Annotated in this window: 16 protein-coding genes; 13 read left to right on the top strand and 3 right to left on the bottom strand. The window is 62.5% G+C overall.

The features are described from left to right. Positions 1 to 4: 4 nt before the first annotated feature. Genes NKI99_RS04785 through NKI99_RS04765 form a run of 5 tightly spaced genes read left to right on the top strand, consistent with a single transcriptional unit; the run spans position 5 to position 3,897 of the window. Complete coding sequence (locus NKI99_RS04785; protein ID WP_196815287.1) at positions 5 to 850, top strand: DUF4150 domain-containing protein; 846 nt, start codon at positions 5 to 7, stop codon at positions 848 to 850. A 9-nt stretch (positions 851 to 859) separates the two neighbouring features. Continuing rightward, positions 860 to 1,285, top strand: coding sequence for a hypothetical protein (locus NKI99_RS04780; RefSeq protein WP_023809153.1), 426 nt, complete (start codon positions 860 to 862; stop codon positions 1,283 to 1,285). A 3-nt stretch (positions 1,286 to 1,288) separates the two neighbouring features. Further along, positions 1,289 to 1,768 carry a hypothetical protein gene (locus tag NKI99_RS04775; RefSeq protein ID WP_023809154.1) on the top strand — a complete coding sequence of 160 codons (480 nt, stop codon included), beginning with the start codon at positions 1,289 to 1,291 and terminating at the stop codon, positions 1,766 to 1,768. Positions 1,769 to 1,771: 3 nt separating this feature from the next. Then, the gene (locus NKI99_RS04770) at positions 1,772 to 2,857 is read left to right on the top strand and encodes a DUF2169 family type VI secretion system accessory protein (protein ID WP_050592625.1); all 1,086 of its coding nucleotides are present in this window, start codon (positions 1,772 to 1,774) and stop codon (positions 2,855 to 2,857) included. After that, positions 2,854 to 3,897, top strand: a complete 1,044-nt coding sequence (locus tag NKI99_RS04765) for a hypothetical protein (RefSeq protein WP_023809156.1) — start codon at positions 2,854 to 2,856, stop codon at positions 3,895 to 3,897. The genes NKI99_RS04770 and NKI99_RS04765 overlap by 4 nt, the downstream gene beginning before the upstream one ends. Position 3,898: 1 nt before the next feature. Here the strand turns inward: NKI99_RS04765 and NKI99_RS04760 are convergent, their stop codons facing one another. From NKI99_RS04760 to NKI99_RS04750, 3 genes are read right to left on the bottom strand one after another with little or no spacing between them, the layout of a single operon-like run. Continuing rightward, entirely contained in the window at positions 3,899 to 5,062 is a 1,164-nt protein-coding gene (locus tag NKI99_RS04760) for a hypothetical protein (RefSeq protein WP_023809157.1), read from the bottom strand. A gap of 10 nt (positions 5,063 to 5,072) precedes the next feature. Then, positions 5,073 to 5,495 (bottom strand): DUF6484 domain-containing protein, encoded by a 423-nt coding sequence (locus NKI99_RS04755; protein WP_378978123.1) that lies wholly within the window; start codon positions 5,493 to 5,495, stop codon positions 5,073 to 5,075. A gap of 10 nt (positions 5,496 to 5,505) precedes the next feature. Beyond that, the gene (locus tag NKI99_RS04750) at positions 5,506 to 7,833 is read right to left on the bottom strand and encodes a type VI secretion system Vgr family protein (protein WP_023809159.1); all 2,328 of its coding nucleotides are present in this window, start codon (positions 7,831 to 7,833) and stop codon (positions 5,506 to 5,508) included. A 240-nt stretch (positions 7,834 to 8,073) separates the two neighbouring features. Between NKI99_RS04750 and tagH the strand changes: the two genes are divergently transcribed. The 8 genes from tagH (at position 8,074) to NKI99_RS04710 (ending at position 22,628) form a co-directional block, all read left to right on the top strand. Next, positions 8,074 to 9,120: a type VI secretion system-associated FHA domain protein TagH gene (gene tagH / locus NKI99_RS04745; RefSeq protein WP_352609940.1), complete on the top strand. Its 1,047-nt coding sequence runs from the start codon at positions 8,074 to 8,076 to the stop codon at positions 9,118 to 9,120. Between the two features lie 303 nt (positions 9,121 to 9,423). Next, a complete protein-coding gene (gene tssL, locus NKI99_RS04740; RefSeq protein WP_023809161.1) occupies positions 9,424 to 10,923 on the top strand; it encodes a type VI secretion system protein TssL, long form in 1,500 nt (499 codons plus the stop codon). A gap of 22 nt (positions 10,924 to 10,945) precedes the next feature. Continuing rightward, a complete protein-coding gene (gene tssM / locus NKI99_RS04735) occupies positions 10,946 to 14,503 on the top strand; it encodes a type VI secretion system membrane subunit TssM (RefSeq protein WP_352609939.1) in 3,558 nt (1,185 codons plus the stop codon). A 165-nt stretch (positions 14,504 to 14,668) separates the two neighbouring features. After that, positions 14,669 to 15,448 carry a PP2C family protein-serine/threonine phosphatase gene (locus tag NKI99_RS04730; RefSeq protein ID WP_023809163.1) on the top strand — a complete coding sequence of 260 codons (780 nt, stop codon included), beginning with the start codon at positions 14,669 to 14,671 and terminating at the stop codon, positions 15,446 to 15,448. Then, positions 15,448 to 17,916, top strand: coding sequence for a serine/threonine-protein kinase (locus NKI99_RS04725; RefSeq protein WP_352609937.1), 2,469 nt, complete (start codon positions 15,448 to 15,450; stop codon positions 17,914 to 17,916). The genes NKI99_RS04730 and NKI99_RS04725 overlap by 1 nt, the downstream gene beginning before the upstream one ends. A gap of 105 nt (positions 17,917 to 18,021) precedes the next feature. Further along, the gene (locus NKI99_RS04720) at positions 18,022 to 18,432 is read left to right on the top strand and encodes a DUF1036 domain-containing protein (protein WP_023809165.1); all 411 of its coding nucleotides are present in this window, start codon (positions 18,022 to 18,024) and stop codon (positions 18,430 to 18,432) included. Continuing rightward, positions 18,429 to 20,798, top strand: coding sequence for a M23 family metallopeptidase (locus NKI99_RS04715; RefSeq protein WP_023809166.1), 2,370 nt, complete (start codon positions 18,429 to 18,431; stop codon positions 20,796 to 20,798). The genes NKI99_RS04720 and NKI99_RS04715 overlap by 4 nt, the downstream gene beginning before the upstream one ends. A gap of 216 nt (positions 20,799 to 21,014) precedes the next feature. Beyond that, complete coding sequence (locus NKI99_RS04710) at positions 21,015 to 22,628, top strand: caspase family protein (RefSeq protein ID WP_023809167.1); 1,614 nt, start codon at positions 21,015 to 21,017, stop codon at positions 22,626 to 22,628. Positions 22,629 to 22,634: the final 6 nt, after the last annotated feature.

The following is a 22,634-nucleotide window of genomic DNA, read 5'->3' as shown; positions in this document are numbered from 1 at the left end:
AAAGATGGGCTTCTTCCACCAGGCAAGCGGCGGCAAGGGCGTCGCGCCGGGCGACGTCTGCCTCAGCCCGCCGCCGCCGCCAGCGGGACCGGTGCCGGTTCCATATGTCAACATGCTTTCGGCCAGCGATCTCATCAAAGGCAGCAAGAGCGTCAAGGTGCAGGGAACACCGACGGCGCTGGAGAACTCTTCCGAAGTGGCGCTGAGTACGGGCAACGAAGCGGCCACGCCTGGACTTGGCGCCGGCGTGGTCACCCATCGCATCAAGGGTAAGGGCTCGTTCAAGCTCTGGTCGTTCACGGTCAAGGTCGAGGGCAAGGGAGTCTGCCGCCACGGCGATCCGATGGAGCAGAATACCGCGAGCCCGCTGCCGAACACGGTCGACGTGTCCGCCATGGTCGACTTCTCGGTGGTGCTGGGCAAGGACGCGATGAAGGAAGACTGCCCGCGCGACTACAAGTACTCGGAGGACTATACCCCCACGACCGAGACCCAGCGCGCTTCCGTGCAGGGGCAGACCTGCTGGCAGTGCAAGAAGGACCGCGCCAACATCCTTCGTCGGGCTTCAGGCCCAGCCAAGGACAAGGCGCTGAAGGACATTGACAAGAAAATCAAAAGGCAGACTGACGGCAAGGTCACGATGATCGCCGATCACCAGCCGCCGCAGAAGACCGCGTGGGAGATGGGAGCGTGCCACGATCCGGGCAGCTTCGCCCAGCGGATGCGCGACCTTCCGTGCCAGCCGCATTGTCATGCTCACAGCATGGAGCAGTCCCAGGATATGCGCGCACTGGATCGCCGCGAGCTTTACGATGCGATGAACAAGCACATTGGCGGCCTGGGCATATAGAGATATGAAATGATCTCGATAACGTATCAAGACATCTATGATCGTTGGACAGACGAGTTGAAGATCGTCGTGCCACCATTGCTGGAATGGTGGCATGACCTTCGTGCGCAGGAAGTCAACAGGGAGCTTGTCGACGCCCGCTGGCCGGCGGGACCAGCGAGTCACCCTCGGGTCATTGCCCTGTTTCGGAAGTACTACTTCGAAACGACGCGACTGAACGACTTGCTTTCGGGCGGCGGGCCGGAGCCCGGGAGGAGCGAGATGTGGGGCTCCGAGGCCAAGCAGTTGTCCGAAGGGAGCGAGGGGGACGGGCCGGTCCCACCCGTGACGTTGCTCCTCTCCTGGCTGGGCGACACCGAGCCCGAGCTGGCGGACTTCATGAGGCCGTTCGACTTCATTCCCATCGGGGAAGATCCGGAATTCGAGGAGTCCTGAGCGATGGCACTGCTCGTCAACCACAACATCCAGAACGGGACCTACCGGCTGCTGCGCGCGCCCGGTGACGTCCGAGGCCGCGCGGAAGGGACGGCGCCGGGGACCGGCTCGGCTGGACATCGCAGCCTGTTCGCCGCCTATCTGCTCGATTTCGTGGACGTGTTCGCTGTCGCGTCCGAGACATGGAACGCGAGTGTCGAGGAGCGCATGGAGACCGGCCTGCCGATGGGCGAGGCAATCCTCCGAACGATCGAGGCCAAGGGGCTTGCCGGCCCCGCCGGCCACCCGAGGGTGGTCTGGCTCGTGCGCAAGTACTGGCTCGCGTGCGACAAGGAAAACCGGCGTTCCGCGTCGAGTGCGGTGCCTCCCGAAGTGTTACTTCTCGAGTGGCTGATCCAGGGCGGCCATGACGACTATGCGACGCTGCTGACCGCGATGCCCTACTGGCCGATCGGCCTCGACGAACACGGCAATTGGTGCTGAGCGATGGCGTTCGCGGTCGGGATCGAGAATCGCACGCCGTTCGCCACCGCAACACATGTGCAACTCGACGCCGACGGCCAGGAAGTCCTGGTCGTCATGTTCTCGGCAAGCTTCGATGCGCTCGACGGCGCACCGGCACTGGACGTCTGCGAAGACCAGATGCCGGTCGCGCTCTGGGATATCCCGTTCGGCGATCCAGCCAATTCCTCCAATCGCTACGAAGCCGATATTGCGCCGCATAAGCCGGCCGCCGAAATCCTTGTCAACGGTTCGGCGCACGCGCCGAACCGCCGTCCGGTGGCGGAGATGCAGGTCGGTTTCCGCGTCGGTGGCTTGCAAAAGGTGCTCAACGTTGTCGGAGACCGCATCTACGATGCCGGCGGCTACAGTGCGCCGGCCCTGTTCCGAACCATGCCGATCGTTTACGAGCGCGCCTATGGTGGGACGCTGCCAGATGGCCGGCTTGACCGACGCAACCCGGTCGGCGTCGGCTATCACCATGCCTCGTCCGCCGATCCGGCAGTGCGAACACAAGCCCCGAATGTCACCTACCCCGCCGAACCTTATCTCAGTCCCTCCGATCGGCCCAGACCGGCCAGCTTCGGCCCGCTCGGGCGGGGTTGGATGCCGAGACTGCCGCTCGCGGGCACCTACGACCAAGCCTGGATCGACACGCAGTGGCCACTGCCTCCCGGGGATTTCGATCCGCGCTACAATCTGTGCGCCCCGGCGGACCAGCACCTGCCGGCAATCCATGGCGGTGAGACTGTCACGATCATCGGCATGACACCGAACGGCCGCTGGGACTTCCGCCTGCCGCGCATCGTTGCGCCTGTGCGGCTGATCTATGACGACCGGGTCGAGGAACGTCCGTTTGCCGCGGACACGGTGATTGTCGAGCCGGATCTGTGGCGCGTCACACTGAAAGCGCGCTTTTCACACGTGACAAAACGGAACACGCCGGCGCTGCGGGAAATCGTCTTCGGCCATGTCACGCCCGCCTTTCTCGTGGCCCGGCGCAAGCGCAAGAGCTATCTCAGCCCGCGTGGCGGCGACGGCACAGTCGACCGCGCCGTGTGGCAGCCATGAAGCGGCCGCTCTACGTCGCCGGCGGCGGCGCCGTCACGCCCGCCGGGCTGAACGCGCGGCAAACGATCGCAGCCATTCGGGCGAGCCTTTCGGCCTTCGAGGAAATCACGCTCGCCGAACCGTTCGGAGTGCCACAGGTAGTCGCGCGCATACCCACTCACCGGCATCTGCGCCGCAACGAAGGCGAATGGCTGGTCAACATGGCCGCCCGCGCTATCAACGAAGCGCTCGGCGCGGGCGAGCCGGGGGTCGCGGCGGCCACCGCGCTGCTCATCACGACGCCGGAGAGCTTTCGCAACCATCCGGCTTTCGTTGATATTCCGGCGCGCGATTTCCTGGCCGCGGTTGTCGACGCAACAGGCCTGAGATTCCACCACGCCTCGTGCGTCATCGACGGCGGCGCGGCGGCAAGTGTGGGACTGATAGAACGGGCGCTTGCACTGATGGAGGATCAAGGCGCCGCACAAGTGCTGCTCGGTGGCGTCGACAGCCTCGTCAACCACACCGACCTCGGCCGGCTCAGCCGGACCGGACGTTTACAGGGCGCGGACAACGCCCAAGGACTGGTTCCTGGCGAGGCGGCCGTCTTCGTGCGGCTGCTGCGGGAACCTGGCCGCGAGCCTGTCGTGGCCGCTATCCATGGCATCGGCATGGCCCAGGAGACGGACAGCATCCTTTCCGAGCGCTACAGCCAGGGCCGCGCCATGCTCGGCGCGCTGCGCGACGCCGTTTCGGGATCGGGACCATCGGAACCCGACATCGACTTCGTCGTCTCGAACGGCAATGGCGAGCGCTATCATGGCTGGGAGATGCTGATTGCCCGACCGCGCTTCTATCGCACGCACCGCACCCTGATGGCGACGGCCTATCCGGCGATGACGGTCGGCGACACCGGCGCGGCCAGCGGCGCGCTGGCGCTGATGCTGGCCGCCGACAGTCTTGTCCAGAATTATGCGCCGGGATCGATTGCCATGTGCGAAGTCGCATCCGAGAACGGATTGCGCGCCGCCGCCGTCGTGGCGCGGGCGAACCGCCGATAGATTACATCCAGGCCGGGAACCGGCGCGTCCTGCGCCAATCGGTCAGCGGCGTATCGGTTGCCGCGATGGCCGCGCGCAACGCGTCGAGCCGCAACCGGCGCATCGAATGGAAAGGCGTGCGGCCGCGCCCGCCCCGTCCCTCGTCCCACCAAGCAGCAACGCGATCGGCGACAGGCAACGGGCTGTGGTTCAGAGATTCAAACGCCTTCCCCAAATCGGCCGGGTCTATCGTGAACAGGTCGGTGTCGTTGAAATCCACCTCGAACAGATCGCGCATCGCCAGCCCGGCGGCAAAGACAAGTTCCGGTTCGCGCATCTTCTCGATCAGCCAGGGCATCACCGACGGATCGCCAAACAGGCCGATCGACGCCGTTGCCGCCACGCGTAGCAGGGGCTGGCCGAGGCGCGTCTGCAACCAACCTTTCGCGGCCTTGGGCGGCGTTGTCAGCAGGCGTATCTCGATCGCCGCCTCCGCTTGGTCCGTCTCCGTCAGCACGATCTTGTCGATCACTGGGTGCGCGGACCGCGCCTCACCAAGCAGGCAAGCGGCGAAGGCGGCCGCAAGACGTTCTCTCGCCGTCTCGCCATCAAGGCCAGCCAGGACTGCCGGAAGCAGGTCGCGCCGCCCGAGCCCACCGGCGAGCCGAACGGCGCGCCGGCGGACGTTCGCGTCGGAATGGCTGGCCAGATCATGCAGGCGCGGTCCCGGATCGACGCGGTGATGCCAGAGCGCAGACAGCCCAAGGCAGCGTAGTCGCGCATCGCTTGTGTCCAGCCATTGCGCCACGAAGGGACGCAGGTTATCGCGCGGCGTGCGCGCGATCGCAGCGGACAAGCTTGAAAAGCCGGCTTCACCCACGCTTACGCCGGCGTCGATTGCGGAGGTTACCAGTTTGGCATCGCTCCAACGCATTGCCAGAGTGCCGAGCACGAAAAGTTCGCCTGGTTCGGCGTAGTCAGCAAAGCGCGCTTGAGCAGCTTCCCAACCGGCCTTGCCGGCTGCCATGAGCCCTTCAAGATTGGCTTCGAGACGCTGGTCTATGCGACCGATATCGGTTTCGTCGAGGATTGGACCGTCGATCTCCCGACGACGGCGCAGCCACAGGAAAGCCGCGTCCTCGGCATGCTGATCCACGATGGCGGCGATGGTCGCGACGCGGTGCATAGGCAACGCCTCAATTGAGATGCACGGCCCCACCGCGAATACGGTTGGTCCCGCTGGCCTGGCTCGTCAACTGGCTGCCGCGAATGGTCACGCGGCCATTCTTTTCCAGAATGATCGACGCCAGGCCGCAGCGCAGTTCTATGCGCTCGTCTCCGGTGATGACGACACGGTCGCCTTCGCGAGCGACTTTCAGCTCCCTGTTCTTGTGCGCCGGATCGACGATGCGTCCAACGACCAACGGCCGCGTTGGATCACCCTCCTCGAACAGAAGGGCCAGTTCTGAACCGATCGCCGAAATGTCCAGTTCAGTCAGGCTGCGCGCCGCAATCGCCGTCTCGCGCGGATTGCCAACGAAGACAACAAGCGGTGCCCCGCCCTCGAAACCGATCAGCAGGCCGATCACGACGCCGTCGATACGATCCAGCACTTCCATGATGACGCCCTCAGTTGTTGTTGATGGTGCTTCCCTTGACGATCACGTCGCCGTCGGCCTTGACGGTAATCTTGCCGCTGCCCTTGAGCGTTATGTCCTTGCCGTCGGCAACAATGGTGCCGTCCTTTTTCATCGTGATCGACGCCGAGCCGCATTTGAGTGTGATCGAGTCACCCGCCTCGATCACCAGGTTCTTGCCGACCTTGATCGAGCTGTCGTCCGCAATCTGGATTCCGCTGCCCTTGCCGACCTTGAGCGCGTGCCCGCCTCCGACATCGGTTGCGTCGTCAGCGCCGATTTTTGCCGACCTGCCTTTGCCGATTTGCGACGACTGCGCGCCGCCGATGGCGAAACTCTGGTCCGCGCCGATTTTCACGCTCTGCGCGGCCGCGATTGTCCAATTGTCCGCCGCTCCGATGGTGTGAGTCTGTCCGGCCCCCACTGTCATCGAGCGCGATGCGCCGATCTGATTCGTCTGGACGGCGCCAACGCTTCGGGTTTCCGCTGCGCCCACTGAATCCACTCGCGCCGCGCCCACGGTGATCGTCTGGATCAACCCGACGGTCTGCGTGTGATTGGACCCGATCGTCTCCGTCGAGTTCGCGCCGATGCCGATCGTCTCGTTCGAGCCAACCGTAAGCGAGCGGTTGACGCCCACCGTCTCGGTATCGTTCTTGCCGATGTCGGTTGTCTGGTCGACGCCGACCTTGACTGTCTTGTTGTTGCCGACGTCCTCGTCGAGGTTGTGGCCGACGGAATGCTTGGCGTCGTGGTCGATGCGGTCCGACTGATCGTGCTGCACCAGCTTGGTACGGTCATGCTTGATCAGAAGGTTGTGGTCCTTCTGCGCCTGGAAATTGACCAGTTCGGAGCCGGCCTTGTCCTCGAACATCAGCTCGTTGTAGCCGCCGCCGCCGAGCGAGGAGTCCGACTTCCAGCCGGATTGCGTGGCACTCGCCGGCAGCCCGTAGGGCGGCATCTGCGAGGCATTGTAGACCCGGCCGGTGATGATCGGCAGGTCAGGGTCGCCTTCGATAAAGTCGACGATCACCTCCTGGCCGATGCGCGGTATCTGGATGAAGCCCCAGCCGCTGCCGGCCCAGGTCTGTGAGACCCGCACGAAACAGGAGCTGTTCTCGTCCTTCTTGCCCAGGCGATCCCAGTGGAACTGCACCTTCACCCTGGCGTATTTGTCGGTGAATATTTCCTGGCCTGACGGACCGACCACGGTCGCCGTCTGCGGCCCACGCATGATCGGTCGGGGCGTGATCCGTGGCGGACGATAGGGCAAGGCGGTCGGCGCCACGCCCAGGATCACCTTGAAGTTCTCGCTGTCGACGTCGGCATGGCTTCTGTATCCCGGATCGAACAGCCTGTATTCGGCGCTGACCACCAGATACTCCTGGTTCTGGTCCTCGCGCGGAAAGCCATCGAGCTTGAACGTACAGCCCGAAAACAGGCCGCGCACGGTGCCGACCGCGGCGATACGCTGGTGGACGGCCTGGATCTCCTCGCGTCGGATCGCGGCCAGGTTGTCGCCCCGGCCGACTTCGAGATGCGCGCCGGGCTGGCGGTAGTTTTCGCCGGCGGCCAGCTTGTGACTGAACGGCTGGGCCGACTTGGCCATAAGGTCGGCGCCCGGCTTCTTGAAATCATAGTCGGTGTGGGCATAGGCGCCCGGACGCACCGAACTGCCCGGTATCCATTCGGTGATGTATTCGACATCGCGCCGGGAGCCCTGCCCTTCAAAATGATAAGGTACTTTCTCGTAGCCCGGCGCCGGCTTCAGCTTGCTCATCGCATCGGTCAGGACAAGCGTGTGTTTGCCCTCGTCATGCTCGAAAAAATACAGGATGCCTTCATGCTCGAGCAGCCGCTGGACGAAATCCAGATCGGTCTCGTCATATTGTACGCAGTATTCGCGCGGAGGGTAGGAACCCTGCAGACGCAGATCGAACTCCGCCGTGCTGTATTTCTTGAAGACGTCCTTGACGATGTCGACGACGCTCTTGTTCTGGAAAATACGGCAATCGGTGGTGTTGCCGAGGAACCAGAGCCACGGCCTGACGACCGCTTCGTAGTAGGCCAGCCGGTCTTCTATGCGGGTCAGGCGAAACTCGGACACAAGGCCGCTGAACCAACGTTTCGGATCGGATTCGCCTTCCACCGAAACGACACCCCCCAGCATCTTCAGCGGATCGATATCGGGGCTGGGGCTGACGAACCCTACCGTATAGGCCAAACAACGGCTGATCTCATCGCGACCGACAAGATGCGTGAAGGTCAACAGCTCGGCGCCAACCGGTGTTTGCACAACCGTGGCACGTTCGTTCGGCATGGGTCGTGCCCCTCCTGGACGCGGCCGCCGGCAGTGGGTTTGAAGTTCCCGCATCCAGGAACTTTTTGGCCCGCCGCACCAGGCTATGTTGAGCCTACCACATGTTGTCCGGCCGACCAAAGAGATGCACAGCGGAAAAACCTTACCCTGCCGATGCATTGGCTCGAAACGCCGCTGTCCTGTTGGATGTGCAAACTGCTAGAATGTGGAGTATCGATCAGCGTTCGACGGCGATCCTCGATGTATATCAGTCTGCAAATCAACAATGTCGACGCCTTGCCTGCGGGCATCTCGACCAGTTACGCGGCGCGTGATCGCGGCTTCGAAATCGGACGCGAGGCTTGTGATTGGACCTTGCCGGACCCCGACAAGTTCATCTCCGGCCGGCATTGCGAGGTTCGCTACGAGGCAGGCGCTTTCTGGCTGCACGATGTCTCGCGCAACGGAACCTACATCAACGGATCGAGCCAGCGCATGACCGGCCCGCATCGGCTGAGCCATGGCGACCGGGTGCTGATCGGCCGCCATGTCATCTTCGTATCGATCGACGACGAGCCCGCCACGACAGGCCATATCAGTTCGACACAACGAGAAATGCCGGCCGCGACAGGCCGGCCGCTCGAATTCGCCGCCGAGCCGTTCTTCACTCCTTCGGAGCAACATTCCGGGCAGCGGGTTCCGGCTCCGGCGTTCTCGTCGCAACCGCCTCTCCCCTCGACCAGAGACGAAGTGCTGCGGGAAATCGCGATCGCGGCCGGCATCTCGCCGGAATTGCTTCAATCGCGCGATCCGCATGAAGTTGCCGCCGAAATCGGCACGGTCCTGCGGACTGTGGTCGAGGAACTGACCATGCTTTTGAAAGCGCGCACGGCCGCGAAAATACTGGCCAAGAGCACACAACGGACGATGATCAGCGCCGCCGACAACAACCCCCTGAAGTTCGGCCCGGGAACCGACGACATCCTCGAAATCATGTTCGCCCGCCGCAGGGCCGGCTATCTGGATGCCAGGCGCAGCATCAAAGATGCATTCCGCGATCTCAAGACGCACGAATTCGCCACCTATGCCGCCATGCAAGCTGCGCTGTCGCGGCTGCTCGACGATCTGTCGCCCGAGGCGATCGGAAAGAAACTCCCCCCGACATCGTTCTCGTCTAAGAAAAGCCAGGCCTGGGACGCTTTTGTCGCGACCTGGCGAACCATGGAGGAAGCCCACGAGAACGGCATGCTGGACATATTCCTGGCCTATTTCAGCGAGGCCTATGCCAAGGCCGACAAGCAGAAATAGACAGGCCCAAAGGGGGATGCGAGGCTGAAGTCGACGAAGAAAACCTCTTTGGTGCGCGGCATCCGGTTCCAATCGAGAGTTTGTGAGATTACGATCGCATACGACAATTCGCTAAGCGGCTAAGGCTGATCGACCTGGGGGTCTGCGGCAAATGTCATCTTTCGGCGGGATAGTAAGATATAGCCTACCTTCCTCCGGACACTGTCAGGGTCGGCAGGGGTTGCGTTTCCTTCACCTGACGAGAAACCGTTTTGCGCCTGTCTCACCCAGTCGCGGGCACACCGCCTGCACGGACGATCGTCCATGAGTTCGAAGGACGATCCTTTCGGCCCGGCTGGCAAGACCGTCATTCGCGCCCCTCCACGGCGTGAGCGAAAACCGGCGCCGGTCCCTCAAGTGCCCGTCGCGGATGACGGGCAAACCTCGCAGATCAAGGATTCGACCGTATTCGATCCCGGCATCGGCCGGCATACACCGCCGGGCTGGGCATCCGGGACAGTGATTTATCAAGGAGCCCCTTCCGCTTCGGCAGGAAGCGGCGCTTCCGAGGCAGCTCTACGGCAGGAGACCCTGCTCAATGTCACGGACAGTGTCAGATATTCCGCGGCAAACCCGATCCTTGCCGCGGCCGCACCATTGCTGATGCTGTTCGGCCAGTTCAGGCTTATCCCCGTCGAGAGACAAGCCGAGCCGTTGGCCGAACATGTCACTGAGGCGATCGATAGGTTCGACAGGACAGTCGAGAAATCAGGTGTTGCCGAAGAGGATGCGCGGATTGCGAAATTCATCCTCTGCGAAACCGCCGACGATCTCGTCGGCAACCTGCCTTGGCCACAGAAAGATACTTGGGCGCAGCACAGCATGCTGTCGCAGTTCTTTCACGTCGAGCCCAGCGGCACAGGCTTCTTCGAAGCGCTGAACAAGGTCCTGGCCAGTCCCGAGGCACACTACGATCTGCTCGAACTGATGCATGTCTGCCTGTCGCTGGGGTTCGAGGGCCAGTACCGGGGCCTGACGCGCGAAGACAGCAATCTCGAACGCGTTCGGCGCGACGTCTACGAAACGCTTCGCTATTTCAGGGCACGCGCGGACGCGGACATCTCGCCCCACTGGCAGGGCTTGGCGTCGACCATGACGCAGCCGTCGACACGCCTGCCGCTCTGGGTCGTCGCGGCAGCCGTGTCGGCGCTGCTGACTGCTGCGTTCTTCGCACTGCGGGTCTTCATCACCAACGAAGGCGACGCTGCCGCCGGTGAATTGCTGGCGCTCAACCCATCGACGCCGATTACCATCGAACGGGCCAGCGTGGCGCCGTTGGCGGAGCCGGCGAAAATCGTCCCACCCGTCGCCACAACCACGCAGATCGATCGCATCCGTTCGGCACTGGCCAAGGAAGTCGAAGGCGGCGGGCTGACCATCGGCACGAAGGGCGACTTCATCGTTGTGGAAATCAACAATCTCCTGCTGTTCCAGTCCGGCAGGGCCGAGGCGAAGCCGGAGTTCCAGCCCATTGCCGCAGATATCGCCGCGGCTCTGGAACCCGAGCGCGGACCGATCAGGATTGTCGGCCATACGGACAATGTGAAGCCGCGGAAATCGAGCCCATTCAAGTCCAACTTCGATCTCTCCGTCGCCAGAGCGAAGGCCGTCGAAGCAATGATGGCACCGAAGTTCAGTGATCCTTCGCGACTAACGGTGGACGGCAAGGGCGAGGACGAACCGATCGCCGACAATGCGACGCCGGAAGGCCGCACCAAGAACCGCCGTGTCGATGTGATGATCGCCAAGGAGGAAACATTGTGAGCACGGCCAGTCGGGAGCGGCCATGACGCGTTGGCTGCTGCGGATATTCAGCATGATTGCGCTGGCCGGCTTTGCGGCGGCAGTGTGGTTTGCCGGACCCTTGATCCGCTTCGCCGATACCCGTCCTCTCGGGCCTGCCTGGCTGCGCGCGACTATCATCGGGGTGATCGTGGCAGCGCTCACGCTTTTCTACGGCCTGCGTTTCTGGCAAGCGAGAAAAGCGCAAAAAGCACTCGAAACCGTGGTCACACACAATGACGACCGCGATGACGACTCGCGGGTGCTCGAGGCCCGCGTGAATGAGGCCGTGGCGGCGCTCAAGCGGTCGAGCGGCAAACGCAATTTCCTTTATGAGATCCCCTGGTACATCGTCATCGGCCCGCCCGGTGCCGGCAAGACAACGGCGCTGGTCAATTCGGGTCTGAATTTTCCGCTGGCCGGTTCGGGTGATGCCCAGCCAGTTGCGGGCGTTGGCGGAACACGCTCCTGCGACTGGTGGTTTACCGACCAGGCCGTCCTGATCGACACAGCCGGACGCTACACGACGCAGGATTCCAATGCCGAGACCGACAAGAAGAGCTGGCTTGCCTTCTTGTCACTGCTCAAGAGAGCCCGCGCACGGCAACCGATAAACGGCGTCATCCTGGCCATCAGCCTCGCCGACCTCGTCAGCCTCGACGATCAGCAGCTTGACGCTCACGTCGTCGAGATACGCAGTCGTCTGCGGGAAATCCACGAGACGCTGAAAATCCAGTTTCCCGTGTACCTGCTGTTCACCAAGGCCGACCTGGTTTCAGGGTTCATGGATTACTTCGGCGGCTTCGACGAGCCGCGCCGGCGCAAGGTCTGGGGCGCGACATTCCAGACCACGGATCGCAACAAGAATATGGCCGCCGAGGCTCCGGCCGAATTCGATGCACTGGCAAGACGCTTGGTGGAGGAGATGCCTGACCGCCTCCAGGAAGAGGCCGATCCGGTCGCGCGTATATCCATCTTTGGCTTTCCGGCGCAGTTTGGCGCGCTGAAGGAGCGAATTACCAATTTCATCGCCAGCCTGTTCGATCCGACCCGCAGCCAGGTGAATGTCAGCTTGCGTGGACTCTACTTCTCTTCAGGCACGCAAGAGGGAACGCCAATCGATCAGGTGTTGGGCGCGATCGGTCGCAATTTCGGCAGCAGCCCCCGCGCCCATCTTTCCGGAACCGGCAAAAGCTTCTTTTTGCACGATCTGCTGACGGGCGTCATTTTTGCCGAATCCGGATGGGTTTCGTATGACAAATCAGCTGTAAGACGTGCAACGATCGCCAGGTTCGCCGGCCTTGGCGCCATCGCGTTGATCGCTGCGGCGGCCCTCGGCACCCTAGCCCTGAGCTTCACAGCCAACAGGTCGCTGATCGCCTCCACCACGCAGGCCATAAGCCAGTATCGCCAGACGGCGGACGCGTTGCTCAAAAGCACCGAGGTCACCGATGTCGACCTCGAAAACGTCATTGGCCCGCTCGACCAGTTGCGCAATCTGCCGGCTGGGTTCGAAACCGGCGACGTGCCGACACCGATCGAGGAGACGTTCGGCCTCAGCCAGCGGGAGAGACTTCTTTCGGCATCCAAGACGGCTTACCGGGAAGCGCTGGAACGAATGTTCCGATCGCGCCTGCTGATCCAGGCCGAGCGGACGATCCAGGCCAGGATGGCCGATCCCGCCGCGCTCTACGAGCCGTTGAAAATCTACCTGATGCTTGGCGGCAAGGCGCCGAAGGTCGACGACGCGTTGATCATTTCCTGGATGAAGCACGATTGGGAGCAGAACCGGTATCCAGGTGAAAACAACCGCGAAGGACGCGAGCATCTCGAAAAGCACCTGGGTGCCATGCTTGCCTTGGACGACGCCTACGATCCGGTTTTCGAACTCAACCAGCCGCTCGTCCAAGCCGCTCAACGGTCGCTCGGGCGCATGAGCCTTGCCGACCGTGCCTCGGCTTTGGTCAAATCCGCAGTATACGCGGCAGCTCTGGATGATTTTTCTGTTTCCCTGAAAAGCGGCCCGGAAGCCCCGTTACTGTTCGAGCGGGTCGATGGCGGCGATCTGTCAGGCCTTCGTGTTCCCGGCCTCTATACTTATGCCGGCTTCAACAGCTTCTATCTCGTGCAACTCTCGCGCATTGCCCAGACGCTCGTCGACGACCAGTGGGTCCTCGGTGGCGGCGGCGAGCAAGGCGGCATCGATCAGGAGTTGCCCAAGCTCGGTCCCGAACTTCTCGACCGCTATGGCAAGGAGTTCGCAACGGCGTGGAACAGCGTTCTCGACGGGTTGAAATTCAAGGCGATGCTGAAGGACAAGCCGCGCTATATCGCGCTTTCCGCCGTCGCCTCGCCAACCTCGCCGATCGAACTGCTGTTTACGGCGATCGCCGACGAAACCGCTCTGACGCGGGACGCTGCTTCCGGCAAGGACTCAGCCACCGGGGTTGAAGGCGGCGCGGGCCAGTTACAGGACGCAGCAAGCGTGGCCAAGGGTCTGGCTCGCATCGGCATACAAATCGCCACCGGAAAATCGCAAACCCGTGCCGGCACGGGATCCTTAAGCGCGCAAAACCAGAATCCCGGGGCCAACATCGAAGCGCAATTCAGGCCGTTCCAGGCCCTGGTGAGCGGTGCTGCCGGACACCGCCCGATCGATGCCTTCACCCAGAATTTCCGCGATATCTACCAGAGCCTGCAACTGGCGACCGACGTCCCCTCCCAGACGGAACGCGTCAACGCAAACCTGCAGCTCCAGATAGCCACCCTTCGCGCCAATGTCTCGCGACTGCCCAAGCAACTCGGCCGGATGGTCAATGCGACGGCAGACGAGTTTGAAGGCAACGTCACCGAGACCTCGGTGGCAAATTTGAACCAGATGCTCGACCAGACGGTCACACAGCCCTGCGAGGCGGCGGTCAACGGCCGTTATCCTTTCGCCCGCAATGGCACCGAGGACATCGCGATGGCGGATTTCGCCAAACTGTTCGCTCCGGGCGGGCTGATGGACCGGTTCTTCGCACAGAACCTCGCATCGCTGATCGATATGACCGGTCAGGACTGGAGCTGGAAACAGGATGCTCGCTTCGGCCGCGACCTGTCGAAGTCGACGCTGAAGAACTTCCAGCTGGCGGCCGAAATCCGTAGCGCCTTTTTTCCCCAGGGCGGTTCGGTGCCCTCGGTGAGCGTGACCTTCACGCCCTTCTCACTGCATGGCGATGCCGATGCGGCGGTGCTCGATGTCGACGGCCAGACCGTCCAGAGCAACCAAGCGGGCAACATGCCGAGCATAGTGACCTGGCCGAGCGGCGCGGCTTCCGGATCCGCCAGTCTGAGCCTGACGCCGGAGATGCCAGGCCGCGAATCCGCCATCAAGTTCGAAGGGCCGTGGGCCCTGAAGCGACTTCTGGACAAGGCTGCCGTCACCGGCCACGACAGCAACATGCAAGCACGCTTCGTGATTGGCGGACGCGACGTTACTTATACGCTCCAGACAGGTTCAGGCTCCAACCACTTCTTCCTCCCGGCCCTTTCCGGATTCAGCTGTCCCAAGGCGTTTTGAGATGGGTTTGATCTGCTGATCATGGCGCCGATCCGCTGACCAGAGTTCAAACCCCGGTTTTCCTTAGTTTTCGGTACTTTAATGTTCGAGCCTGTGGCAAAGTGGCGCCAGCGAGCGTCCAAAGGTGCGCCGCAGAAGGACGCTTGAAAAGCGCTTGGTGGCAATTTGAATACTGTCGCCCTTTCCATCGAAAGCTTCGGCGTGAGCCACAAAGGCTGTGTCCGTGAGCTCAATGAAGACAGCTATCTAGTCGAGCCACAAACTGGCCTCTGGGTGGTAGCCGACGGAATGGGTGGACATGACGCCGGAGAGGTCGCTTCCGCCAGTATCGTCGATCATCTGTCAACAATCGGCATCGCGAGCTCGGCACCCGATCTTCGGGCCCGCTTCGAGGACAGGCTGAGCCGGGCCAATGCCGAAATCCGCAGCATATCGGAATCGCGCGGCATCACCATCGGCTCCACGGTCGCCGCCCTGTTGGCGATGGACGGACGATTTGCCTGCCTGTGGGCGGGCGACAGCCGGGTTTATCTGATCCGCAACGCCGCGATCTCGCAGATTTCGAAAGACCACACCGAAGTGCAGGAACTCTTGGATCGAGGCATGATCAGCGCGGTCGAGGCGCTCACCTGGCCACGCCGCAATGTCATCACACATGCGATCGGGGTCAGTGACGACTTCGTCATCGATTTCCAGCAGGGCGAACTGATGCCGGGAGACATTTTCGTGCTGGCCACCGATGGGCTGACGGCACATGTCACCGACCCCGAGATCGAGGCCGCCGTCGTGTCGGCTACACCTCAGGCGGCCGGAGAAAACCTGCTGGAAACGGTTCTGGCGCGAGGCGGAACGGACAATGTCACCATTGTGCTGGTTAAGATTGGGAACGGGCGCAATGGACAATCGCTCCACCCTGATCTGTCCAGAGCGGAGGGCCGAGGCTGATGAGCGCCGATGACAAGACGCGAATATCGCCGCAAGTGGCCAACACCGCTGTCGGTACGCAGCTCAGCGGCATCTACGAACTTGACGAACGGATCGCATTCGGCGGCATGGGCGAGGTCTATCGCGGCCACAACATCCAGACCGGCGACCATGTCGCGATCAAGATCGTGCTGCCCGAATTTGCCCGTGACCAGACGATCTTGTCCTTGTTCCGCAAGGAGGCCTCGATCCTCAACCACCTGTCGCATGATGCGGTCGTGCGATACCACGTCTTCACCATCGATCCCGGGATCGGCCGTCCCTACCTTGCCATGGAATTCGTCGACGGCGAGTCGCTGTACGACATCATGCGACGTGGTCCGATGCCGACGGATGAGGTGCGCAAGCTCTGCCATCGCCTCGCATCCGGCCTGAGCGCCGTGCATCAAGCGGGAGCAATCCATCGCGACCTCTCGCCGGACAATATCATCCTGCCGGGGGGCCGGGTCGACCGCGCAAAGATCATCGATTTCGGTATAGCGCGATCGGCGACCGTGGGCGGGGAGACACTGATCGGCGGGAAGTTCGCGGGAAAGTACAACTACGTTTCGCCCGAACAGCTCGGGCTGTACAGCGGCGACGTCAGTGAACAGTCCGACATTTACAGCCTTGGGCTGGTGCTGGCTGCCGCTCTGCGCGGGAAACCGATCGACATGAGCGGATCGCAGTTCGAGATCATCGAAAAGCGCCGGGCCGTGCCTGACCTCTCTGATATCGACGACGATTTTCGTGACATTGTCGAAGCCATGCTGCAACCGGATCCGCGAGACCGGCCGGTCAGCATGGCTGATATCGCCAGGATGACGCGTGGCGAAGACGAAGGAACAACGCCGCCGACGTCCATCACACCCCGCAACCGGCCAGCCGGGCAAACCCTTACTCCTGATCCCAAGGGCGGCCAGGCATCCAATGTCGCGGGACGCAACGCGCCGACGGCAACGGGCCCGGGCGAGCAGCGCTTCGTCCCGCATGTCCGGCCCGCGCATTTGTCCGAACCGCTGCCTTCGCCGGTCGCCGGCCCTCCGCGCGCGGTCACTGCGGATATGCCCAAGAAATCCACAAAGACCCCAACTATCGCGATCGCTGCCCTGGCGACACTAGCTGTCGCCTCAGGCGCGGGCCTGTATCTGAGCGGCTTCATGACGCCGGCAACGCCGATTGCCGGCAAGACATCGCTTTCCGCGCCCGAACCGTCAAAGCCTACACCGGAAACTTCGGCGCCGACCCTCACGGACAAAGTCGCGAACGCCCCTGAGCCGGCAAAGCCAGTTCCGCCCGTGCAGCCGGAGGCCAGCGTACCGCCGGCTGAAAACCAGCCAGATGCCTCGGCGGCTCAAAAGCCGCAGCCGGCCAAGCCCGCCGAACTCCCTTCGCAGACCGAGGAATCTGAGAAACCGCCGGCAATGGAAGCGCAACCGCAATCAGAGGCGGGCGTGCCGCCGGCTGGAAGCCAGGCAGATGCCAAGGCAGTGCAAACGCCGGAGCCGGCCAAGCCCACTGTCCCCGCGCAAACCGCGGGCCCCCCGGAGTCATCGGCAACGGACGCGCAGCAGCCATCCGAAAAGACACCGCCGGCCCAGCCAGAGTTTGTGGAGAGCCCAAAGCCCAAACCGGAGCCGCAGATCAGCCAGCCGGCAGAACCCAAGGTTGCCGGGCCGGCGCCCAAACCCACTGCAAGCCAGACGGATGCCGCGAACGCCGAGAGCCAAAAGACTGTGCCACCGGCGGCCAAGCAGCCGGACCAACCTGTCGTCGCGTTGAACGTACCCAAACCGGCCATTCCTCCGGCCGTGGACGACATCGCGCAACGAGTCTCCTGGGTTCGCGACTTCGGCGGCGGCGACTGTTTCTATGCGACCATGAATTCGCCAACCGACACCGCAGCCGCGATCGAAGGATTTGGAACAGCGGTCCAGCCATTCGAACGCATGCTGGGCGATTTCCAGGCGAAATTCCATGTGGAGCCCGACATCAGCGTCCGCCTCATTGAGCCGAGCCAGTGCGAAGTCACCAATTTTCTGCGCTTTCTGGGACAGACCGCGGCCGACAAGCCGCAGCTTGTTCTCGACCGGACGTCGGTGCCGAACGGTACGCCGATCAGCGGCACGCTGGTGACGCGTGGCGGGCTCATTTCCAGCGTGTTGCTGATCGATCACAAGGGCATGGTGTTTAATCTCGACGATCGCATCGTCGCACAGTCGGACAAAGCCACCTTCAGCATCCCGATTGGCCTCGGCGCCGCCGACAAGGCCGCTGGAAAGGCCGTGCCGCAGATCATAATGGTGATCACGGGACCCCAGGATATTGAGGCGGCCGCATTCTCGGCGCCGACGCCAGCCTCGGCGCTGCTACCCAAAATTCTCGAGGAAATCGAGACCAACGGATCTCAGTTCTCAGCCACTGCCAAGTATTTCCGGCTCGGCGGATAGCATGGGCGCCCGATGGAACGCTGCTCGTGTTTGCCCCACTCGTCTGCCGACCTGCCCATAAAGCAGTGTGAACCGGTTCGCGCCCTGCTCGCCTTGGCGGGCCACATGAAGCTTGCGGTCATCGCGGGCGCCGCGCTGCTGGCTGTGCTGTCATCCGGCGAAGCGCGAGCCGAATTCACGGTCTGCAATCAGACACTCGACGTCGTCAATCTCGCAGTCGGCCAGAAGGTCGACAATGCCGATCAGACAGACGGCTGGTGGACCATCGGCGCCAATCAGTGCGTGAATGTCATTCGCGAGGAACTGACCAACCGCTACATCTACATCTACGCAACGGACGTCTTCGGCCACGCGATCCTGACGGGATCGACCGAAATGTGCATCGAGCGAAGGCGTTTCTCGACCCGCGGCATCGACGAATGCTGGCAACGCGGCCATATCGCGGCGCAATTTCTCGAAGTCGATACGCTCGAACAGGCGCGGTGGACGTTCTTCCTGACCGGAAACAGCCCGTGACGCACACTATCGACACGAGCTTCAGGCAGAAGAAGCAGGCGCGCCTTGCGCTTCGCAGACGCAGGCTCTGGCGCCGGCTGCTTGCCGGTCTTGCCGCGATCATCATGCTGTCGATCGCCGTGGGCTTCTACCTCACCGCCGATTATTGGTCGTTCGGCGACGAAGACGAAGAGCTTCACGCGGTCGAAGGGGTGGACGACGTGCCGGCCGATGCATCGGTCTATGTGCCTGCCATTATCGACCTTGCCGGGGACCCAATGTGGATCACCCTTGCCCCCGACGCCGACGCCACGTCGAGGGGCCGTTCGATCGCGAAGCCGGCGGATCTCGATCAGGCCGGGATTTCTCCGCAGATCGAAATCCTGTCGGATGTGATGCTCAGCGCCAGCGAAAAATTCATGACGACGATACCGTCGACGCAGGAAGACTTCGCATTCTTCCAGGCGCAACGGCAGACCGCCCCGCCGCCGTCCAACGATCTGCAGGACGATCTTCAGCCGCCGGCGGGGGATCTGCAGAACGATCTTCAGCCCTCGCCTGCCCCCAACGAGGCTCCGGCTGCTTCGGGGCAGCAGATGGGCACCGACGATCCCGAAGCCGGCTGGGGTGAAACAATCGATGCAGGCGAAGCAGCTTTGCCCGCATTCCAGAAGACACAGATCGAAAACAACACGAGTGTCGCAACCGTCACGAATGAGTATCAGCGGTTCGAGGCGACCGAAGACACGTTCGTGAAAATCCTCAACGACCGCAGCCTGGACAGCGTTGCGCTCGATGCGCATTTCTCCGTCGAGGACGCCAGGCGGGCGGGCGAAGCGCTGAAGGCGCTTTTCAACCGGGAAGGCCTGGAACCGGGTTATGTCGTCGCCATGCGTGGTTTCAGGCCGACGCGCGAGACGACAACAATGTCGCTCATGCAGGTGTCGATCTACGCCAAGAGCGTCTTTGTCGGCACGCTGACGCGCAACGCCGCGGGTGCATTCGTATCGGGTGTCGATCCCTGGGTCCGCGAAGATCTGTTCAACTATTCGGGTGCACCGGAAGAAGGCACGCACAAGCGGCAATATCGCCTGCTCGACGCAATCTATTCGACGGCGGCGCGCAACAAAGTTCCGACCGGCGTGATCGGCGAAGCGATCATGTACCTATCGAGAGGACGGGACCTGGACGCCTTCGCCAGCGAGGACCAGCGCCTTGTCCTGATCTATTCACAAACGCCGCGCGGCAAGGGCGAGACCGACGGACGCGTGCTGTATGTCGGCGTGCAGGGTGCTGAAAAGAGCTTCGAATGCTTCGTCTTCCAGCAGAGCGACGGTCAGTTTGCATGCGTTACCGGCGACGATCAGATCCGCTCGCTGACGGTCATCAACGGCATGGTCACGCCGGTCAACGGGGTCATGACGTCCACCTTCGGTCCACGCAAGCACCCAATTCTGGGCGTGGTTCGCATCCACAAGGGCGTCGATTGGGCGGCTCCGGTGGGTACGCCGATCGCGGCCGCTTTCGACGGCGAGGTCACCTTCCAGGGCGACGGCGGCGGTTATGGCAACCTGGTGAAGATTGCGCATGCCAACGGACGCGAGACGCGCTACGCGCATATGCAGAAATTCGCGATAGCAAGCGGTGTCGGCACAAAGGTGAAGGCCGGCGACATCATTGGCTATATCGGCACCACCGGCCTGTCGACCGGGCCGCATCTGCATTTCGAACTCTATCAGAATGGCGGGGCGATCGACCCGCTGGGCACGGTGACCGCCGCGGTCGCAACGAGCGATCCTGCTGTCGAAACACTGACCGACCGTATCGTTCATGTCGAAAGTGGTGGCAGCGCCCGCGCCAAGAACCCGCTTTCTTCAGCAACCGGTGCCGGCCAATTCATATCGAAGACCTGGATCAGGATGATGAACACCTACCGTCCCGAACTGGCGCGCACACTTTCAAATGCGGATCTCCTTGCTCTGCGCTACGACTACACGATCTCGCGCGAGATGGTGCGCAATCTTGCGCGCGAGGGTGAAGCCTATCTTCGGGCGCGAGGCCACCAGATCACAGCCGGCCGGCTCTATCTCTGCCATTTCCTGGGCATGGAAGGCGCCCATCAGGTATTGTCGGCGTCGAGTTCGGCGCAATTGAGCGCCGTGCTCGGGTCGGCCGTCATTCAGGCCAACCCGTTCCTCACCGGCAAGACCGCCGGCTATGTCGTGGACTGGGCCGAAAGGAAAATGGGCCGAAAGCTCAGCCCCGCGGGGACCGGCGCAGGCCAACCGGTATCGACCACGACGGAAGTGCGCCAGACGTCGCCAGAGTTCGAAGAATACAAGCAAGCCATCACGGCCGTCATAAGCTCGCTTCAGAATACCCTTTGAACCTGCCCTCGCGGTTCATGAGTTCACCGTCAGACCATTGGTGTTCCGGCTGCAAAGTGTTACTATGGACAACTTTTTTCGGGTCCTTTGTGAACCAAGACCGTGGTCAGGATCACATACGCCCAAGAGCCATTTTGGCATAAGCGACATTGTCGCTGACGAAATTGAGCATGCGCAGACATCAACAGTGCGCCCTGCTGGGCGGAGGGCTGGTCCATGAAAGCGTTCATCGTATTTCTGAGCGGATTTCTCCTTTTTATCCTTGCCGCGTTCAGCGCTGAGGCAGCCGCGCCCGACGCCAAGCGCGTCGCACTGGTCATCGGCAACAGCAAGTATGTTCATGCTGTCGCTTTGCCCAACCCCGCCAACGACGCGCACCTCATCGCCTCCACGCTGCGCAATGCCGGCTTCGAGGTGATCGAGGGGATGGATCAGGACAATGCCGGCATGCACAGCCTCATCAGCCGGTTCACAGAGCAGTCTTACGATGCCGACCTCGCCGTCATCTTTTATGCCGGGCACGGCATGCAGGTCGACGGCAAGAATTTCCTGATACCGGTCGACGCCGAGTTGACGTCGCCGGCCTATCTCAAGACCCGCACCATTCAGGTCGAAGACTTCCTGGCGGCGCTGCCGCCTGATCCGGCGGTCGGCGTCATCATACTCGATGCCTGCCGCGACAATCCACTCGCCAGGACGTTGGCCGCCTCGCTGCCGAAGTCGCGTTCGTTGGGGTCCGGTCTGGCACCGATCGAAGCAAGATCGGACGGCGTAGGCACGGGCGGCATCCTGATCGCCTATGCAACGGATCCGGGCGCCATCGCTTTCGACGGCAACGGCGTCAACAGCCCTTACTCCACGGCGCTCGCCAGGCACCTGACCGAACCCGGCATTGAGATCCAGAGCGCGCTGACGCGCGTGCGCGGCGAAGTGACCGAGACGACGCAAGGTCGCCAGAGGCCTTGGCACAACGCGTCGCTGGGGCGCGAGGTCTTCATTGGAAAACCCGTTGTCGTGGCGGCGCCTGAAGCACAGCCTGCCAATGCCGGGGCGGCAACCGCCCCCACGCTGGTGGTTGGTGACCCGCCTTCCTGGGAAGTCGAGCAGCGGCTCTGGGATGAAGCCTCCAAGCGCAACTCGGTGCCGTTCTACGAGGCCTATCTCGAGCAGTTCCCAAACGGCCGCTTCGCCACGGTGGCGCGGCTGAACATCGACGAATTGAACGACCCGGAAGCCCAGAACCGGCAGGTCGCGGCACTCGATACGGACCAGGCGAACGCCAGTTCCGGCTCCGCAGTGCGCACCTCGGTCGGCGTCCCCGACGAGGTGAAGCAAACACCGGGCACCGAGTTGACGGAAAATGCCATTGGCCTCGACCGCCAGGGTCGCATCGACTTGCAATTGCGCATCGAAGCGTTGGGCAACGAGCTTGGCCGCGTCGACGGAAACATAGGCCCACAGACCCGCCAGGCGATCGGTATCTGGCAGGTGGAGAACGGCCTGCCGCAGACCAGCTATCTGACACGCGAGCAACTTGCATTCCTCGTGATCCAGACTGATCCGATGATGGAAACCGTGCGCGCCAGATATGCTGCCGATCAGGCCCGTGCGACGCAGCCGAAAAAACAGGTGGTAAAGAAGGTCCGCACGCAGAGACCGGTGGCACAGAAACCCCGCAAACAACAGCAGGTCGTTCAGAAGCGGCGCAACCGGGACACAGTGGTGCGGCAGGATGATGATCTTCCGCCGCCCCGGGATAACAACGACTTCCTCACCAAGGCGCTGATCTTCGGCACCGGTGTGGCTGTGGGCGGCGTGCTCAAGAACTGACCGCCG

It is taken from the genome of Mesorhizobium sp. M0239 (genome assembly GCF_040321815.1).
In the GTDB taxonomy this organism is placed as follows: Bacteria; Pseudomonadota; Alphaproteobacteria; order Rhizobiales; family Rhizobiaceae; genus Mesorhizobium.
This window is presented reverse-complemented; position numbering and strand designations above follow the sequence as displayed.